The 18,873-nt window shown below is 71.2% G+C and carries 14 protein-coding genes; 2 read left to right on the top strand and 12 right to left on the bottom strand.

Annotation, left to right across the window (positions count from 1 at the left end; all coding sequences use genetic code 11):
- Window positions 1–16 precede the first annotated feature (16 nt).
- From LXT23_RS42120 to LXT23_RS42070, 11 genes are all read right to left on the bottom strand, one after another.
- Window positions 17–1,318, bottom strand: coding sequence for a hypothetical protein (locus tag LXT23_RS42120; protein ID WP_253986134.1), 1,302 nt, complete (start codon window positions 1,316–1,318; stop codon window positions 17–19).
- Between the two features lie 107 nt (window positions 1,319–1,425).
- Window positions 1,426–2,160 (bottom strand): immunity 49 family protein, encoded by a 735-nt coding sequence (locus LXT23_RS42115; RefSeq protein WP_253986133.1) that lies wholly within the window; start codon window positions 2,158–2,160, stop codon window positions 1,426–1,428.
- A 13-nt stretch (window positions 2,161–2,173) separates the two neighbouring features.
- Window positions 2,174–2,761, bottom strand: a complete 588-nt coding sequence (locus tag LXT23_RS42110) for an imm11 family protein (protein WP_253986132.1) — start codon at window positions 2,759–2,761, stop codon at window positions 2,174–2,176.
- 100 nt (window positions 2,762–2,861) lie between these two features.
- Entirely contained in the window at window positions 2,862–4,226 is a 1,365-nt protein-coding gene (locus LXT23_RS42105) for a sensor histidine kinase (RefSeq protein ID WP_253986131.1), read from the bottom strand.
- A complete protein-coding gene (locus LXT23_RS42100) occupies window positions 4,223–5,653 on the bottom strand; it encodes a sigma-54-dependent transcriptional regulator (protein ID WP_253986130.1) in 1,431 nt (476 codons plus the stop codon). Before LXT23_RS42100 ends, LXT23_RS42105 begins: the two co-directional genes overlap by 4 nt.
- A 43-nt stretch (window positions 5,654–5,696) precedes the next feature.
- Entirely contained in the window at window positions 5,697–8,108 is a 2,412-nt protein-coding gene (locus LXT23_RS42095) for an ABC transporter permease (protein WP_253986129.1), read from the bottom strand.
- 20 nt (window positions 8,109–8,128) lie between these two features.
- Window positions 8,129–8,806 (bottom strand): ABC transporter ATP-binding protein, encoded by a 678-nt coding sequence (locus LXT23_RS42090; protein WP_253986128.1) that lies wholly within the window; start codon window positions 8,804–8,806, stop codon window positions 8,129–8,131.
- Between the two features lie 15 nt (window positions 8,807–8,821).
- On the bottom strand, window positions 8,822–11,242 hold the full coding sequence (locus LXT23_RS42085; protein ID WP_253986127.1) for an ABC transporter permease: 2,421 nt from the start codon (window positions 11,240–11,242) through the stop codon (window positions 8,822–8,824).
- 96 nt (window positions 11,243–11,338) lie between these two features.
- Entirely contained in the window at window positions 11,339–12,100 is a 762-nt protein-coding gene (locus LXT23_RS42080) for an ABC transporter ATP-binding protein (protein ID WP_253986184.1), read from the bottom strand.
- On the bottom strand, window positions 12,100–13,344 hold the full coding sequence (locus LXT23_RS42075) for an HlyD family secretion protein (protein WP_253986126.1): 1,245 nt from the start codon (window positions 13,342–13,344) through the stop codon (window positions 12,100–12,102). Before LXT23_RS42075 ends, LXT23_RS42080 begins: the two co-directional genes overlap by 1 nt.
- Before the next feature lie 197 nt (window positions 13,345–13,541).
- Window positions 13,542–14,348, bottom strand: a complete 807-nt coding sequence (locus tag LXT23_RS42070; protein WP_253986125.1) for a helix-turn-helix domain-containing protein — start codon at window positions 14,346–14,348, stop codon at window positions 13,542–13,544.
- 144 nt (window positions 14,349–14,492) lie between these two features.
- On the opposite strand from LXT23_RS42070, the gene LXT23_RS42065 reads away from it, so the two are divergent.
- Window positions 14,493–15,353, top strand: a complete 861-nt coding sequence (locus LXT23_RS42065; RefSeq protein ID WP_253986124.1) for an MBL fold metallo-hydrolase — start codon at window positions 14,493–14,495, stop codon at window positions 15,351–15,353.
- Window positions 15,354–15,573: 220 nt separating this feature from the next.
- On the opposite strand, the gene LXT23_RS42060 is transcribed toward LXT23_RS42065, so the two are convergent.
- Window positions 15,574–17,151, bottom strand: a complete 1,578-nt coding sequence (locus tag LXT23_RS42060) for a DUF5722 domain-containing protein (protein ID WP_253986123.1) — start codon at window positions 17,149–17,151, stop codon at window positions 15,574–15,576.
- 157 nt (window positions 17,152–17,308) lie between these two features.
- On the opposite strand from LXT23_RS42060, the gene LXT23_RS42055 reads away from it, so the two are divergent.
- Window positions 17,309–18,871 carry an AMP-binding protein gene (locus tag LXT23_RS42055; protein ID WP_253986122.1) on the top strand — a complete coding sequence of 521 codons (1,563 nt, stop codon included), beginning with the start codon at window positions 17,309–17,311 and terminating at the stop codon, window positions 18,869–18,871.
- Window positions 18,872–18,873 lie beyond the last annotated feature (2 nt).

Below are 18,873 nucleotides of genomic sequence, written 5' to 3'. Positions count from 1 at the left end.
CCATGGGGCGCTGAGGCTACTTCTCCGCGGCAGGCGGGGTGCGCTCCGCGCCCGAGGGCAGGGGCGCGGCGCTTCCGGACCGCACCTCCGGGTTTCCGACCTGCTGCGCGGCCTGCTGCAGCAGCACCGCCGCCGCCTGCGGCGGCACCGTGGGCGCCACGGGCAGGGCTTGCTGGACCGGAGGAGGCTGCGGAGCCGGCGCCGCGGGCTGGGGCTGCGCCGGTGCGCTCGGGGCCTGCTCGGGGCGTGGGGCGGCTTCCGCGGCGTTGCGCCGGGCCTGCGACTGCTGACCGAAGATGTATCCACCCACCGTGCCCAGCAGCGTTCCGAGCACGGCTTTGTCAATCTTGTCGTCCGTCGCGAGGATGATGATGGTCAGCAGCAGGAAGGCCATGCCGACCATCTCAATCAGCGTCCGCTGCTGGAAGATGATGGCCTGCACCTCCGGCGTGAAGAAGCGCGTGGAGATGAAGAGCAGCGACAGCGAGACAATCATGCTGATGACGGCCCAGTTCAGCCGCGCGTCCGTCTCCACCTTCTCGAGCTGACGCGCATCCAGCTCGGTGCTGAGCGTGTCGATGGCGCCCTGGGCGTCCTTCACCTGCTGGAAGCGGGCGTCGAGGCCCGCCTGGGCCCGGTCCATGATGTCCTGCCAGACCTTGGCCACCGCGTCCCGGTCCCGGGTGAACAGCCGCTCCAGCTCCGTCAGCGAGAGCGACTTCGCCCGCTCCGAGGCGCTGGCGACGGACTCCCGCATCTGCTCGAGGAAGGCCTCGGGCGTCTGAGCGTCGCGGCCAATCGCCGGAAACTGCAGAGACTTGAGCTCGAGGGCGCTCGGCATGTCCAGCTTCTTCGGCTCGCCGTACACCTCGTCCATCAGCGGTGAGCGCTGGCCGTCATCGGCGTGCTGGGGCAGGTAGTCGACGAGCGCGAAGGTCATGGCGCTGGTCAGGTCGTTCGCGGAGCGCTCCAGCCGCTGGTACACGTCCTTCGTCGGGAGGCCGCCCCTCGTGGTGACCTCGCTCACCGCGGCGAAGTCCTTCTGGAACCGGGTCAGCAGAGGCGCGAAGCGCGCGCTGTCGAACTTCTGCGCCTGGACCTCCGCCTGCCGCGCCCGCGCCGTCCGCAGCATCTGCCGGAGCGTGGTCATCTCGGCTTCCGCCGACTCCAGCGTCTTCTGCTGCGTCGTCATCCGCGCCTGGAGGAGCCCCGTGGACTGCTTCTCCGGCGTCTCCTCCGCCTTGGTCGCGGGCTCCGCGGCCAGGGCCGTCCCCATCAGCCCCCAGAGCGCGAAAGCGATAATCCGTCCTGCGTTCATGACAATCACCCCAGGGGAACGGCGCCGGGCCCGGATGTTCCCAGCCGGCGTGCCTGCCCTTTGCGCCATCCTAGTTCCAAATCGGAGGCGGCCGCTCAGGGGGCGGGCTACCCGGCTCCGCCGCCAAGCGCTGGCGCCGGAATGAGGCGATACCGCTCTTCGGTCTTCAACGCCCGGTTCCTCGCCAGGCGGACGAGCGCCACGCCCTCGATGAAGACGAAGGCAGACGTCTTGTGGAGATAGGGGTCGAAGAGTCCGGAGCGCTGCTGCCGCTCGACCCAGGCGGCCTGCTCCTCAATCATTCCCTGGAGGCCGGCTTCGAAGGCCTCGGCATCCGCGAGTGTCAGGCCCTTCACCGCGTCGAAGCGGTAGGACTGTCCTCCCTGGAGGCACCGCTCGAAGGCCGCCAGCTCCGAGTCCAGGTCGGGCCGCTGGAGTAGCATGGCGCTGAGCACACCGAAGTAGTGGAAGTCCTCCTCGGCCTCCATCCGCTGCATCCAGGTGGACGTCATCCTCGCCGCAATGTCCCGGGCCAGGTCCCATGCACCCACGGCGAGGGCGTCGAAGAGCGGCTCGCCCTTGCTGCGTGCAAGGTAGTACTGGTCGAACTCGGAGCATGCGCTCCGGCGCTTCAGCAGGTCCCGGTAGAGCGTCGCCGCCTGCTCCAGGCCATCGCGAAAGCCTTCCTCGTCCAGCTCGGACAGCAGCAATCCACAGCCGTACTGCCGCCAGAGGGCCGCCGTCTCCAAGGTCAGCTTCGCGTCCGGCTTCGCCGACGACGACTGAAGCCGGGGCATCCGCTGGCCCAGCAGGAAGAGGAGGTTGTCGAGGACCGAGTCCATGGGTGGAAGGACCTCAGCCCGGGATGGTCTTGCCCGCGGGGTTGACCGCGAGCCCGGTGAGCCCCGCCTGCTGGAAGGCCTCCAGGAGGTCGGAGCGCAGCACAATCATTTCCGAGTACTCCGCCATCCGGAAGAGCTGGGCGTTGTCGGGCACGGCATCCTCGCGCACGTGCAGCAGCTTGACCTCGGCGAGCTCGTTCGGGTCGCTGGCGGTGCGCCGGTACTTCGAGCGCTCGAAGTCCAGACACGGTACGCGCACCAGCGGATTGGCGATGGCATAGGACTCGCGGGTGCGACGGCCGCGCTTGTCCAGCAGTACGAAGGGCAGCAGCTCGATGGCCTCGCCTACCAATCCCCGGCTCTTCAAGACGTCCTGCACGCGCTGGGACACGTAGAGCACACGGTCCGGGTTGTCGATGAAGTCCGTGAACATGTCCCCAGCGCGTTCGTAGAGGCTGAGCTCGGTCGTCGGCGGCAGGTAGGAGGCACACGGGATGCCATCGCTCAGGTAGAAGTAGTCCTCGACCCTGTCCGGAAGGTCGACGATCTCCACCGCACGGGGGTCATGCGCATGTCCGAACGTGTAATAGGAATAGGGCATGGGCTCGTAGTTCAAACACCAGCGGCCGTGAGCTGCACACCGGGTTGACTTTAGTCCAGCCGCCTCTGCGATGGCGCATAGCAGCAAGGTGACGAGACGCTCAGCCCTGGCCCACCTGCACGCCCGGGGCGTCCAGCGGCAGCTTCAGCCGTGCGCGGCACCCCCGCCCCTCCGGCCGGTTCTCCAGACGCAGGCCTCCGCCATGGGCCTCCGCAATCTGCCGGCTCAGCGCCAGGCCGATGCCGCTGCCCTGCGGCTTCGTGGTGAAGAAGGGCACGAAGAGGTTGCCCGTGTCCGCCAGCCCGGGGCCCTCGTCCTCCACCCACACCTCCACCGCGCCCGGTGACAGCACTGCCCAGGACACCCAGACGTTGCCGCCCTCCGGAGCCATCTGCACCGCGTCCACCGCGTTGCGCACCAGGTTGATGAGCAGCTGCTCCAGCTGGTCCACGTCCCCGCGCACCACCAGTGCCGGGCCCGCGCGCACCGCCACCGGCCGGCGGTGCTCCAGCGCCGCCACCCGCCGCACCCAGCCGTCCACTTCCACGTTCCCCAGGGACGGCGGAGGCAGCCGCGCCAGCCTCGCGTACGCGGACATGAAGCGCGCCAGTGACTCCGAGCGCCGGGCGATGATGCCCAGCCCGCTCTTCGCGTCCTCCTCCCAGTCCGCCGCGCGCGGCTGCTGCACCAGCATGTCCCGCAGCGCCTCGGCGATGGAGCCGATGGGCGTCAGCGAGTTGTTGATTTCGTGGCTCAGCACCCGCACCAGCCGGCGCCACGCCTCGCGCTCCTGCTCGCGCAGCGCCAATCTCAAGTCAGCGATGACGACGAGCTGGTGCGGCAGCCCGCCCTGGCGGAACTCACCCCGCCGCACCTCGTAGGGGCCGCCCTCCTCCGCGAAGCTGCGCGTCAGCCGCCGGGGCACCGGGCCCTCCAGCAGGTCCGACAGCCCCAGCGAGCCGGCCCCCTTCCCCACCAGCTGCGAGCGAGGCTGCCCCAGCAGCCGCTCCCCCGCGCGGTTCACCAGCTTCAGCGTGCCCGCCACGTCGAAGGCCAGCACCCCGACGTCGATCTCCTCCATCACCTGCTCCAGGAGCGCCCCTGCCTCCAGCGCCCCCAGCCGCTGCTCGCGCAGCGTGTCGCCCAGCGCGTTGACCTCCAGCAGCACCTCGCCCAGCGCGTCACCCCCGCGCGCACCGCGCCCGCGCACCGAGTAATCACCCTCGCGCAGCGCGGCCAACAGGTTCGCCACCGCGTGCAGCGGCCGCATCACCCGCTCGCGCACCAGGAGCCCGACGCCGAGGAAGACGCCCACCACCAGCGTGGTCAGCGTCCACTGCACCTTCGCGGAGAAGTCCCCCGTCCACACCATGATGAGCGCGGCCACCGAGCCCGGCAGCCCCGCCAGCCACGCCAGGCCGAGCACCTGCACGTCATGTGGCGGAGGGCTGCGCTTCTGCTTCACCGAGCTCCCTTGATTCCGTAGTGCTGGAGCCTCCGGTATAGCGCGCTTCGCGACAGGCCCAGCCCCTTGGCCGCCTCGCTCACGTTGCCCTCCTGCCGCGCCAGGGCGCGCTCGATGAGGTAGCGCTCCACCTCCTCCAGCGTCATCTCCTCCAGCCGCGACGGGCCCTCACGCCCCACCCGCTTCAAGAGCAGGTCGTCCGCCGACACCTCGTCACCCGCCGCCATCAGCAGCGCGCGCTCCACCGCGTGCTCCAGCTCGCGCACGTTGCCCGGCCACGCGTACGCCAGCAGCGCCTCCAGCGCGCCCGCCGACAGCCGCACCGTGGGCCGCCCGTAGCGCCGGCCGTGCTCCGCCAGGAAGTGCGTCGCCAGCAGGGGGATGTCCTCGCGCCTGTCGCGCAGCGGCGGCAGCTGCAGCTCCACCGTGTTGAGGCGGTAGAGCAAATCCTCGCGGAAGCGCCCCTCCGTCACCGCCTTGGACAGGTCCACGTTGGTGGCGCTCACCACCCGCACGTCCACGCGCCGCACCTTCGACGAGCCCACCGGGTGCAGCTCGCCCGTCTGCAGCACGCGCAGCAGCTTGGCCTGCTGCGACAGCGGCATGTTGCCAATCTCGTCCAGGAAGAGCGTGCCGCCGTCCGCCAGCTCGAAGCAGCCGATGCGGTCTCCCTTCGCGTCCGTGAAGGCACCCTTCACGTGGCCGAACAGCTCGCTCTCGAAGACGCCCTCGGACAGGCCGCCGGAGTTCACCGCCACGAAGGGCCGGTCCGCGCGCGTGGAGGCCGCGTGGAGCAGCCGCGCCACCACCTCCTTGCCCGTGCCGTGCTCGCCCGTCACCAGCACGTTGGCCCCGGACGGCGCCACGCGCTCGATGAGGCGGCGGATGGGCTGCATGGCGCGAGACTCCGACACCATGGTGGGCAGGCCACCCTGGCCGCGCCGCAGGTGCTGGTTCTCCTCCTCCAGCCGCCGGCTGCGCTTCAAGGCCCGGCCCAGTTCCAGCTGCGTGCGCAGCGTGGCCAAAAGGCGCGTGTTGTCCCACGGCTTCTGCACGTAGTCGCGCGCGCCGCCGCGCATGGCCTCCACCGCGCCCTCCACGCTGCCCCACGCCGTCATCACCACCACCGGCAGCGCCGCGTCCTGCGCGCGGATGCGGCCGAGCAGGTCCATGCCCTCCTTCCCGGACGTGGTGTCGCGCGCGTAGTTCAGGTCCATGAGGACGAGGTCCACGTCCTCCGACTCCAGCGTGGCCAGCGCGCCCGCGGGCGACTGGGCGGTGACGACGGCGTACCCGTCGCGCTTGAGCAACAGCCGGAGCGCCTCCAGCACGTCTGCCTGGTCATCGGCGATGAGGATGCGCGAGGGCCTTGCGGCGGCGGGCGCGGGTGCGGCGGGAGGGGACGCGGTGGGAAGGGGCTCGGACACGGGGGGTACCTACCAGAGAGAATGTGCCAGAAATGGGACGGCGTCAGCCGCGACGGAGGATGGAGGCGGGGTCCACGCTGGCCGCACGGCGTGCTGGCAGCCAGCTCGCCAGCCAGGCAGTCCCCAGGAGCACCGCGGCCACCGCGCCCAGCACGGTGAGGTCCAGCGAGCTGACGCCATAGAGGAGGCCCTCCATCACCCGGTGCACCGCCAGCGCACCAGCGAGCCCCAGCCCGAGCCCCAGCCCTACCCGCCGCAGCGCCTGCCCCACGACGAGGCCCAGCACGTCCCGCCGCTGGGCACCGAGGGCCATGCGCACGCCCATCTCGTGAGAGCGCTGCGCCACCACGTAGGACATGACGCCGTAGATGCCCACCGCCGCCAGCACCAGCGCCAGCACGCCGAAGCTGCCCAGCAGCACCGTGCGGAAGCGGGGCCGGGCCAGGTCCACCGCCAGCCGGTCCTCCAGCGTGGTGGGCTGCGCGAGCGCCGCCGTGGAGTCCACCGCGCGCAGCTCCTCGCGCACCACCGCCTCCAGCGCCTGGGGCGACAGGCCCGGCGCGGCCCGCACCGCGAGCTGCGCGCCCAGGTCCGGCCCGTCTCCGCCCTGCGCCAGGGGGAGGTACGCCGTGGGCTCCTGCCCCGACTCCACCCCGGCGTACGGCACGTCCCCCACCACGCCCACCACCGTCAGCCACAGCGGGTTGCCCTGCGCGTCGTCGCCGCCGAACGTCACCCGGCGCCCCACCGCGTCCTGCCCGGGGAAGACCTTGCGGGCGAAGTGCTCGCTCACCACGAGGACTCTCGGGGTGTCCTTGCGGTCGTCCGCGGTGAGCCGGCGGCCCGCGAGCAGCGGCACGCGCAGCGCCTCCAGGAAGCCCGGCGAGGAGGCGTTGACGAGAGCATGCGGCCGGTTGGGCACGTCCTCCGTCCCCTCCACCCAGTAGCCGGAGCGGCGGATGTCAAAGCCTCCCGGCAGGCTCTGGCCCACGCCTGCCGCCGCCACCTCCGGACGGGCCTCGAGCCGGGTCATCAGGTTCCGGTAGAAGGCATTCACGTCGTCGCCGTGGGTGTAGCGGTCGCTGGACAGCGACACCAGCGCGACGAAGACGCCTTCCGGGTCCAGCCCGGGGTCCACCTGCTGCAGCCGCCAGAAGCTCTTGAGCATCAGCCCCGCGCCGGTGATGAGCAGCAGCGCCAGCGCCACCTCCGCCACCACCAGGGCCGCGTGCGTCCGCCCCCGGGACGCCTCGCTGGCGCTCCGGCCCAGCACCGTCCCCGGGCTCAGCTGGGTGCGCTGCAGCGCGGGGGCCAGCCCCACGCCCACGCCCGTGAGCAGCGTCACCGCCAGCGCGAAGAGCAGCACCCGGCCCTGCACCGCCACGTCGCCGCCGCGCGGCAGGGCATTGCCGCCCAGGGCCACCACCCAGTCCGTGCCCCACAGGGCCAGCAGCACCCCGCCCACGCCGCCCAGCGCCGCCAGCAGCACGCTCTCCGTGAGGAGCTGCCGCACCAGCCGCCCGCGCCCGGCGCCCAGCGCCACGCGGATGCCCAGCTCGCGCTGCCGCGACGCCGCGCGCGCCAGCTGCAGATGGGCCACGTTGGCCGCCGCCAGCAGCAGCACCAGCGCCACTGCGCCCAGCAGCACCCACAGCGCCAGGCGCACGTCCCGGGTGAGCTGGTCGGAGTAGCGCACCACCCCCAGCTCCAGCGCCGCGTCCTGCTTCAGCAGCTCCGGAGCGAGCGCCGCCAGCTCCTGCCGGGCGGACTCCAGCGTGGCGCCCGGCGTCAGCCGTCCCGTCACGATGAAGGCGCGATAGCCGCGCGCCGTGCGCGCCTCGGACGTGGCCGCTCCCGGCTGGCTGTCGTACGGCACCCACACGGCCGTCGTGGCGCGGGGCACCTGGAACGAGGGCGGCATCACCCCCACCACCGTGTACGGATGGCCGCTCAGCGTCAGCGTGCGGCCGAGCACGTCCTGCCCGCCGCCCATCGCCAGCCACTGCCCGTAGGACAGCACCGCCACCGGGGTGCGCTGCTCCTCGAGCGTGAAGGTGCGCCCGAGCAGCGGCTGCACGCCGAAGGCCTTGAAGAAGTCTCCCACCACCACCGTGCCGCGCAGCTGCTGCGTGTCCCCGTCGCCGGTGAGGTTGAAGACGTCATTGCTGTACGCGGTGAGCGAGACGAGCTGCTTCGACTGCCGCGCGATGTCGTCGAAGGACATCAGGCTGTAGCGCGGAGACACCCGCTGCGGCGTGTCCGAGCCCAGCATCACCACCCGCTCCGGCTCCGGAAAGGGCAGCGGCCGCAGCAGCACCGCGTCCACCACGCTGAAGAGCGCCGTCGTCGCGCCGATGCCCAGTGACAGCACGAGCACCGCCGCCACCGTGAACACGGGCGACTGGCGCATCGTGCGCAGCGCGTACCGCAGGTCCATCTTCAGGTCGCTCAGCATGGAGTGTCTCGCTCGTGCCTTCAGGGCTTCTGCAGCCAGCCGTCCGCGAGCTGGATGATGCGGTGGCCATACGCGGCGTTGGCCTCGGAGTGCGTCACCTGGATGATGGTGGTGCCGTCCTTGTTGAGGCGCTGGAAGACCTCCATGATGTGCTTCGCCTGCGCCGAGTGGAGGTTGCCCGTGGGCTCGTCCGCCAGCAGCACCTTGGGGTTGGCGATGAGCGCGCGGGCGATGCCCACCAGCTGCTGCTGGCCGCCGGAGAGCTGCGAGGGGAACAGGTCCTTCTTCCCCACCAGGCTGAAGCGGTCCAGCATGTCACCCACCAGCGACTCGCGCTCACTGCGCTTGAGGTTGCGGTAGGACAGCGGGACTTCGAGGTTCTCCGCCACCGTGAGGTTGTCCAGCAGGTGGTACTGCTGGAAGACGAAGCCGATGGTGCGCCGCGACAGCTCCGCGCGCTCCTTCGGCTTCATCGCGTGGACGGACTGGCCGTCCAGCACGTACTCGCCCGTCCACTCCGCATCCAGCATGCCGAGGATGGACAGCAGCGTGGACTTGCCCGCGCCGGACGGGCCCATCAGCGTGACGAACTCGCCGGGCTGGATGTCCAGGTCGATGCGGCGCAGCACCCAGGCGCGGCCGCCCGCCAGGGGGTAGGACTTCTCGACGTTACGGAGGGAGATGAGGGGCTGGGACATGATTCTCTCGTGCGCCTATTCGGAGCGCAGGGCAATGATGGGGTCCACCAACGTCGCGCGGCGCGCGGGCAGCCAGGTGGCGAAGAGGGCGACGCCGCACAGCAGCGCGGCCACTCCGACGAAGGTCCACGGGTCATACGCCGTGACGCCGTACAGCAGCGTGCTCAACAGCTGCGCCAGCCCGAGCGAGAGCATCAGCCCCGCCGCCACGCCCAGGCCCGCCAGCTTCAGGCCCTGGCCCAGCACCAACGTCAGCACGTCCCTGCGCGCCGCGCCCAGCGCCATGCGGATGCCCATCTCGCGCGTGCGCTGCGCCACCGAGTAGCCGATGACGCCGGAGATGCCCAGCGCGGCCAGCAGCAGCGCGGTGCCCGCGAACAGTCCCATCAGCAGGGCGGACAGCCGGCGCGAGCCGATGGAGTCGTCCACCAGTCGCACCATGGGCGCCACGTTGAACAGGGGCAGGTTGCCGTCCAGGGCGCGCACCTCGGCTTCAATCGCCGTGCGCAGTGCCTCCGGGCTGCCCGCCTTCGCGCGCACCGCGAGGTTGAGGTTGTAGAGCGGGAACTGCGCCGCCGCGTAGTACGCCGCCGGGCGCGCGGGCTTGTCCAGGCCCCACTCGCGCACGTCGTCGACGATGCCCACCACCGTAGCCCAGCGCGTGGTCTGCCGGTGCAGCCTCAGCCGCTGGCCCAGCGCGTCGCCCTTGGGCCAGTAGAGGTTCGCGAAGGTCTTGTTGATGACCACCGCCCCCGGCGCGGCGGAGTTGTCCGTCTCCTGCAGCATGCGCCCGTCGCGCAGCCGCACCTGGAGCGTGCGCAGGTAGTCCGCGCTGGCGAAGCGCGTCTCCACCGCCGGCCACGCCTCGTCCGGCCCCTTCGTCCGGCCCTCGATGTCGAAGCTGTTGTCCGTGCGGCCTCCCAGGGGCAGCATGTTCGCCGCCCCCGCGGACTCCACGCCGGGCAGGGCCTGCACTCGGGTGAGCAGCTCGCCCATGAACGTCTCCCGGCGCGCCGCCTCCGAGTACGCCGCCTGGGGCAGCGCGATGCTGCCGGTGAGGACTCCTTCCGGGGTGAAGCCCGCCTCCACCTCGTGCAGCGCCTGGAAGCTCTTCACGAAGAGGCCCGCGCCCACCAGCAGCACCAGCGCCAGCGCCACCTGCGCCACCACCAGCCCCGCGCGCAGCCGGCCCGCCTTCTTCCCATCCGTGCCGCGCGTCCCCTCGCGCATCGCGCCGCTCAGGTCCGCGCGGCTCACCTGGAGCGCCGGCACCAGGCCGAAGACGATACCCGTGAGCAGGGACACGCCCGCCGTGAAGAGCACCGACGGCACGTCCAGTCCCACCTCCGTCGCACGCGGCAGCCCGTCGCCCACCACCACCAGCAACATGTCGGTGCCCCACATCGCCAGCAGCAGGCCGAGCGCACCGCCCGTCACCGCCAGCACCAAGCTCTCCGTGAGGAATTGCGCCACCAGCCGCCCCCGGCCCGCGCCCAGGGCCGCGCGGATGGACACCTCGCGACCGCGGGCCGCCGCTCGCGCCAGGAGCAGGTTCGCCACGCTGCTGCACGCCACCAGCAGCACGAAGCCCACCGCGCCCAGCAAGAGCCACAGCGTGCCGCGCACGTCGCCCACCACCTCGTCCTCCAGCGACTTCACGGTGATGGCCCAGCCGCCGCCCTTGTAGTTGTTCTCGTGCGCGGCCTCCATCTCCCGGCCCACGCGCGCCAGGTCCGCCTGCGCCGCCGCCAGCGTCATGCCGGGCTTCAGCCGCGCTACCACGCTGAGGAACCGGCTGCCGCGCCGCTCCTGCGACGCCTGCTCCGGCGTGGGCGCGAAGGGCGCGTACACGTCCGTGTCCGCCGGATACTCCGCCCCGGGCGGCAGCACGCCCACCACCGTGTACGAGTCCCCATCCAGCTGCAGCGTGCGGCCCAGCACCTTCGGGTCCTGCGCGAAGCGCGAGCGCCACGCCTTGTCCGTCAGCACCAGCACCCGCTCGCGGCCCGGCGTCTCCTCGTCCTCGGTGAAGGCACGGCCGAGCACCGGCGACACGCCCAGCGTGGCGAAGAGCGAGGCCGTGGCGTTCGTCACGCTCAGCCGCTCCGGCACGTCCCCGCCGGTGAGCGTGGCGTCGTTCTCGTCATAGGCCGCCACCGACGCGAAGGCCTTCGGCAGCTCGCGGTAGTCCCGGTACTCGGGCACCGACACCGAGATGTCCTTCAGCTCCATCCTGAGGAAGTTGCCCCAGACGTGGACCAGCCGGTCCGGCTCCGCGAAGGGCGGCGGCTTGAGCAGCACGCCATTCACCACGCTGAACACGGCGCTGTTCGCGCCGATGCCGAGCGCCAGCGCGAGCACCGCCACCAGCACGAAGCCGGGGCTCTTGCTCAGCGTGCGCAGCGCGTAGCGGACATCCTGGAGGAGGGTTTCCATGGGGTTCCGGTGAGACGGAGCGTGAGGCGTAGAGGCGCACCCCTCCCGTGGCCGCGCCTTCGGGGGCACGGTGCGGGACGGAGCGTGAAGCGGGGACTAGCGGCGCTGCTCGTCCTGGACGATGCGGCCGTCGAAGAGGCTCACCGTGCGCGTGGCGGTGCGCGCGTGCGCCGGGTCGTGCGTCACCATGCAGATGGTGGCGCCGCCCTTGTGCAGCTCGGAGAGCAGCTGCATCACCGCCTCGCCGTTCTTCGAGTCGAGGTTACCGGTGGGCTCGTCGGCCAGGAGGATGAGCGGGTCGCCCGCCACCGCGCGCGCCACCGCGACGCGCTGCTGCTGACCGCCGGAGAGCTGGCCCGGCATGTGCCGCGCCCGGTGCGCCATGCCGACTCTCTCCAGCGCGCGCTCCACGCGCTGCTTGCGCTCGGCCGCGGGCATGCCCCGGTACGTCAAGGGCAGCTCCACGTTCTCGAACACCGTCAGGTCGCCGATGAGGTTGAAGCTCTGGAAGATGAAGCCGATGTGCCGGTTGCGCACCAGCGCCCGGTCCGACGGCGACAGCTCCAGCACGCTGCGCCCGTCCAGCAGGTACGCGCCGCGCGAGGCCGTGTCGAGCAGCCCCAGCACCGCCAGCAGCGTGGACTTGCCGGAGCCCGAGGGGCCGACAATCGCCACCCACTCGCCCTGGCGGATGGTGAGGTGGATGTTGGAGAGCGCGTGCGTCTCCACCTCCTCCGTCTCGAAGACCTTGGTCAGCCCCTCGAGCTGGATGAGGGACTTGCCCGCGTCCGTCTTCGGTCCACCCGCCAGCACCGCCTCTTCTGTCGAAGCGGGCGCCTTCACGTCGTTCGTCGTCATCATCGCAACCTCACCCGCTCGACCGCGTCCCACGCGGCCATGTCAGACAGCACCACCTGGTCGCCTTCTTGGAGGCCCTGTACGACCTCCACGGCGTTCACCGAACCCCGGCCCAGCTGCACCGGCACCCGAATCGCTTCGTCGCCCCCGGGCATCAGCCGGAAGAGGGACATCGTCCCGTTGGGCTGCGCGCCCGCGGGGCGGCCCACGGAGAGCACGTTGCCCAGCCGCTCCAGCTCCACCGTCCCCTCCACCGTGAGGTCGGGCCGGGCGCCACGGGGCAGCTCGGCCGGCAGCGACACCTCCACCCGCACCGTGCCCTGGCTGGCCGCCGGGGCCACGCGCGCTACCGTGCCCTCCACCACCCCGTTGCGCGTGTCGACCAACGCCTTCTGGCCGGGCTGGATGTCGCGCGCCTGCGTCTCGGCGATGCGCAGCTCCGCCTTCAGCCGCTCGGGCTTCACCACCTTCGCGAGCAGTACGCCCGGCGTCACCCACTGTCCCAGCTCCAGCGGCAGCTCCTGCAGCACCCCGTCCTCCCCGGCGAGCACCTTCATGGACTCCACCTGGGTACGTCGGAAGCGGGCGACCGCTTTCAACCGCTCGACCTGGCCCTCCTGGGCGGCGAGCTGGTCCTTCATGTTGACGGCGACCACGTTGAGCTTCTTGCGCTCCAGCTCCAGGCGGCGGGACAGCTCGCCGGCCTTCTCGCGGGTCTGCGTCACCTCGAGCTCGCCGATGAGCTCCTTCTTGTGGAGGGTGTCGCTGGCCGCGGCGCGGCGGACGGCGTCGGCGGAGTCGGTGGTGAGCGTCTCCACCGTGGCGGCCTGGGCCAGGCGCATCGTCTCCAGCTCGGTGCGCATGCGGATGAGCTCGGCCTGCGCGCTGGCGAGCTGGCGCTCGGCCTCCAGGGCCTGGAGCTGCACGTCGGGGTTGGACAGCTCCATGAGGAGCGTGTCGGCCGTCACGGTGGCGCCGGGGCGCACGTGGATGCGCTCGACGCGGCCCGCCGTGTCGGCGGTGAGCCAGCGGATGTACTCGGGCACCAGGGTGCCCGCGCCCTTCACCTGCCGCACCATGGGCCCGCGCTTCACCGTGTCGAGCCACACCGAGGCGCGCTCCACCGTGGGCGCCGCCGGACGCAGGCGCGACAGGCCCACCGTCACCGCGAGCAGCACACAGGCTCCGCCGATGGCGAGGACCCAGGGCTTGCGGGTCTTCTTCTTGGCTTTGGGGATGTCCACGGCCTCTCTAAGAGCGAGGCTCGTGCCAATTGCTTCTGGCCGTTCAAATCCCTGGATTTGCTCGGGAGGAGGGGGGACGTCCCAGGTCCGGTGCCCGGTTGCGGAAAGTGTCGTCCCAGAAGCGGACAGTGGATCAACGGAGGGCGGGCAGGCGGGCGCCACGGCAGCGGAAGTGCCGCTCAGTGCCCCTCCACGCTTCACTCATTGCGTCTCTCCACTCCGCCACGCGCCGCCGTGGACTGGAGACGCGTACGCATCAGCGCCCCCGGTGTGGTGCCCGTCAGGTGCTTGAACTCGGTGATGAGGTGCGACTGGTCGTAGTAGCCCGCCGCCACCGCGATGGCGCCCCAGTCCGGTGTGGCGGCGCGCTCCGAGGCCCGCACCGCGCGCTGGAAGCGCACCACGCGCGCGAACTCCTTGGGGCCCATTCCCACCACGTCGTCGAAGGCCCGGCGCAGCTGTCGAGCGCTGACGCCCAGTTCTCTCGCCAGCGCGTCGACACGCGGCAGCTCCGTGGCCTCCGTGAGCAGCCGGACGGCTCGCCGCACCGTGTACGCCCCCGCGGGCTCGAAGACGTCTCCCCGGCGGAGGCGCTCGGTGAGCGCCGTGTCCAGCAGGCGCAGCCGGTCCACCACGGACGGTGCCTCCGTGAGCGCTTCGCGCAGCCGCGCTCCCTCCGTGCCCCACAGCGTGTCCAGGGACAGGATGCGGTCCGTCAGCTCGGACATCGGCAGGCCGAAGAACGGGTATGCACCTCCCGGCTTGAAGCGCACCACGAGCATCTGCGGCGTCAGGACCTCGGTGCCCTTGCGCAGCGGGCTCAGCCTCGGGCCGATGGCGTGCGCCGCTCCGCGCTCGCCCCTGAAGCGGATGACCAGGTCGACCTCGCCATCCGGCAGCCGGACGTAGGGGCGGGCATCGGCTCCCCGCGAGACGACCCGGAATCCCTTCACGAAGCCCGCGAGCACGCCTCGCGGCGCGAGCTGAACGGACGCGTCAGTCATCGTCACAGCATGGGTCACCGCCTCGCGGTGTTCAACCCGGCCCACGGGCCATGGCCGATTCCTCCAATCGCATCCCGACGACTTTCCGTAGGTATCCGGCATGACAACCCCGCACGCCCGGCACGTCCCGGCGAGGAGCTGACCATGCACGTCCATCACCTCAACTGCGGCAGCCTGTGCCCCGCCGGGGGTCCTCGATTCGTCCAGGGCGAAGGCAGCTTCTTCGGGCGCGCCCGGATGGTCTGCCACTGCCTCATGCTGGAGACCCGGCAGGGCCTCGTCCTCGTCGACACGGGGCTCGGCATTGGCGATGTCCAGGACCCGCGCCGCCTCGGCCGGAGCTTCCTCAAGCGCAACGCGCCCAGGCTCGACCCTCGGGAGACCGCCGTCGCCCAGGTCGAGCGGCTCGGCTTCCGGCGCGAGGACGTGCGTCACATCCTCCCCACCCACCTGGACCTGGACCATGCCGGGGGCCTGGCCGACTTCCCCACCGCCGAGGTCCACGTCTTCCGCGATGAGTACGACGCCTCGCGGAATCCTGCCTCACGCAAGTTCGGCTACCGCCCGGTGCAGTGGGCGCATGGCCCACGGTGGATGCCCCATGAGGTGGCGGGCGAGCGCTGGTTCGGCTTCGAGGCGGTGCGCCCCATTCCTGGCCTCGGCGACGAGGTGCTGCTGGTGCCACTCGTGGGCCACTCGGAGGGACACTGCGGTGTCGCCGTGAAGACCGGCAGCGGCTGGCTGCTCCACGCGGGCGATGCGTACTTCAGCCACCACGAGATGAACCCCGTGGCCCCACGCAGCCCGCTCGGGCTCGCGCTCTTCCAGCGGCTCCGCTCGACGGACAACGCGGCGCGCGTCGCCAACCAGGTGCGGCTGCGCGAGTTGGTGCGCAAGCACTCTCACGAGGTCCGTGTGTTCTCCGCGCACTGCGGCACGGAGTTCCAGCGCATGACCGCGGGCACCGGACCGTCGCTCCAGGTGGCTCCGGCCCTGGCCAGCTGAGTGAGCCTCGCAGGGCCCGGAGGTGGCGACGCGCCCTCGAATTGGAATGAAGGTTCCTTCCGGGCAAGGCGGCGGGGACGCGCCTCCCGAGCTGGAAGGAGCGTTCCTTCCAGGCCAGGGCGCGGCGGGGACACGCCTCCCGAGTTGGAAGGAGCGTTCCTTCCAGGCCAGGGCAGAGGGGACGCGCCCCTCCGAGTTGGAAGGAACGTTCCTTTCACCGCTACTGCACGGCGAAGCCGAGCAGCTGCTCCGTCACGTGTCCCTCGCAGTTGGACGCGCCGGAGACGAAGTGGTCCTGCCCCTGGCCGATGCGGCACCGGTACAGCGGCACCGTGCCCGCCACCTGCGACGTGTAGATGTGGCCCACCGGCCCCATGGGCAGCTGGCCCTCGCAGTTCACGTCCGGCGAGAGCAGGTTGTGGTTGCCCACGCGGCACTCGTACAGCATCCGCGTGCCCGGCGCCGCGTCCCGCAGCAGCCTCCACGAGGACTCCACACGGAAGCCCGGAGGCGGCAGCCGTGACGACGCCCAGTGTCCCCGCGTCGAGTGGTACGCCCGCCGCAGCCGCGTGTACGGCAGGTCCTCGAAGCCGCAGGAGAGCTGCTTCGGGTTCAGGTCGTTGCGGTTCGCCAGCGCCCACGTGCTCCACGCCGGCTTCGCGCTGCCGTCCTGCCTCCGCAGCCCGAGCCCCAAGCCGCCCTCCGCCGCGTTGTCCCGCATGCGGTGGTAGATGTAGCTCTCGATGCCCGGCGTCCCCAGCACGTTGCGGAACGTGTCACACACCGCCGCCTGCTGCGCGGCCTCGGACGACTGCGGACTCGTCGAGTTGATGCCGCTCTCCGTGAGCTGGATTTCCCACGCGTGCGGCCTGCCGGGGTACGTCTTGCGCAGCCAGCCCGCCAGCGCCCCGAGGTTGCCGTACGTCACTCGCGGGTAGTCGTCCGCGGAGAACTGGGGCTTGAAGAGGTCCGGCGCATACGGGTGATACGCCACGCGCCATGCCCGCGAGCCCGCCCGCGCGGCGATGCCGCTGATGACGGTGATGCCCGACAGCAGCGGGCTGTGCGCCGCCGGCTGGTTGAACTCCGTGCCGAAGTGGTGCGTCAGCGAGATGAGCACCTTCGCCGCCGGCTGATGCGCCACCACCTGGTCATAGGCCGCGTTGTAGTTGGCCGCGTACGTGTCCAGCCACGCGGTGGTGTTGCACGCTCCCGCCCCCTGCCCGCAGCCGATGTCGAACCAGTCGTTCGAGTTCACCTCGTTGTGGATGACGAAGTCCGCGATGCGGCCATTCCCGTTGAGCCCGTTGTAGCGCTGCGACAACATGCCGGCGAAGCGCCCGTAGTCCGCCGCGTTGTTGGGCGCGCAGAAGATTTCGAAGCCCGGCGCCGCCGGCGTACACACCCGCCCCGCTCGCGCCCAGGCTGGCACCCCGTACACCACCGCCGTCACCACCACGCCCCGCGCCGTCCACTCGCGGATGGCCGCGTCCACCGCCGCATCCACCACGAAACACCGCCCGCTGTACTCCACCCGGCCCGCAGTGCACGGCGGAGCCTGCGGCGATGGCTCCCAGCTGGCCCACACCAGGTTCATCGCCACGCCGCCCGTGTTGTTCCCCACGAGCTCGTCGTAGCTCGGCCAGAAGTCCGGCTGCACGCCCTTGATGCGGTACGCGCTTCGCGTGGGATACGGCAGGTTCGCCTCGCCCGCCGCCGGCACCAGCGTCAGCACCGCCAGCACTCCCGCGAGCACCGCGCGTACGGCTCGACTCCAACGACGAAACTCCAACGTCATGGGAAGACTCCCGGAGAGAGGAATGGACCGTGAGGACCGTCTCCCCACCGTCCGTAGTGGACTCCCACGATGAGCTTGAATTACCCGCTATTCAATTAAATACAGGAGTGAGTCCTCATGCCTCCCTGCGGGTTGGTGGAAGTAGGCTGCGCGCCCCATGCCGTCCTCCCTGCTCGAAGCCTTCCTCGACCATGCCCACCGCGCCCCCGAGCGACCGCTGCTCACGTTCGAGGACGAGGCGTACTCCTACGGACAGCTCGCTGGCGGCGTCGCCGAGTTCGCTCGTGGCTTGAAGCACCTCGGCCTCCAGCGCGGCGAGCGTGTGGCGCTGTTCCTGGAGAACAGCCCACAGTTCGTCATGGCCTACCTCGGCGTGCAGTACGCGGGGGGCGTGGTGGTGCTCGTCAACACCGCGTACCGCCAGGTGGAGCTGGCCCACATCCTCTCCGACGCGAAGGCCCGCGCGTGCATCACCGGCACCTCGGGCGCGACGGAGCTGGCCCCGCTGCACCTGCCCTCACTCCAGTGGCTCATCACCGTGGAGCCCCCTGCCGCCGCGCTCCCGGCGTCCCTCACCGTGATTCCGTTCGAGGAGCTGCGCTCCCGTGGCACGGACGCCACCGTGCCGCTCGAGCTGCCCAGGTCCAATGACCTGGCCGTGCTCGGCTACACCTCCGGCACCACCGGCCGCTCCAAGGGCGCCATGCTGCTGCACCGCAACCTGGTGGCCAACGTGACGGCCGTCACCGAGGCGTGGCGGTGGACGGAGGCGGACCGGCTGCTGCTCGCCCTGCCGTTGTTCCACACCCACGGGCTCATGGTGGGCATGCACGGCACGCTGTTCACCGGCGCCAGCGTGGACCTGCGGCGGCGCTTCGGGGCCATGGAGGTGCTGGGCTCGCTGCGCGATGACGCCTCGCTCACGATGTTCTTCGGCGTGCCCACCATGTACGTGCGGCTGCTGGAGGAGTCCCGGCGCACCGGCGTGAAGCCGCGCCAACTGCGCCTGTGGGTGTCCGGCTCGGCGCCGCTGAGCCCGCAGCTGTTCGGCGACATCGCGGCGGAGTTCGGTGCTCGCATCCTGGAGCGGTACGGGATGACGGAGACCATCATGAACACCACCAACCCGTACGACGGCGAGCGCCGCCCCGGCACCGTGGGCTTCCCCTTCCCGGGCCAGGAGGTCCGCGTGGTGGACGTGCGCACGCGCCAGCCGCTGCCGCCCGGGCAGACGGGTGAAATCGAGGTCCGCGGTCCCCACGTCTTCGCCGGCTACTGGGAGCGCCCGGACGCCACCATGGAGTCGTTCGACCCGGAGGGTTGGTTCCGCACGGGCGACCTGGGAGAGCAAGACACGGACGGCTACCTGCGGATTACCGGCCGGGCTCGCGAGCTCATCATCAGCGGCGGCTTCAACGTGTATCCGCGCGAGGTGGAGGAGGTGCTCGCCATGCACCCGGGCGTCGCCGAGGTGGCCGTGCTCGGCATGCCGGACGCGGACTTCGGTGAGCAGGTGGTCGCCGTGGTGGTGCCCGTCGCTGGAGGGCCCGCGCCGGAAGCCCAGTCGCTCGTCGACTTCTGCAAGGACCGGCTCGCCAGCTTCAAGAAGCCGCGGCGCGTCGTCTTCATGCAGGCGCTGCCTCGCAATGCGCTGGGCAAGGTGCAGAAGCACCTGCTGCGCGACAGGCTGGTGGTCTCGGGCGCCTCCACAGTGGTGTGAGC

The organism is Pyxidicoccus xibeiensis, assembly GCF_024198175.1.
Lineage (GTDB): Bacteria > Myxococcota > Myxococcia > Myxococcales > Myxococcaceae > Myxococcus > Myxococcus xibeiensis.
Note: the sequence above shows the minus strand (reverse complement) of the source record. Positions and strands in the feature narration are given on the sequence as shown.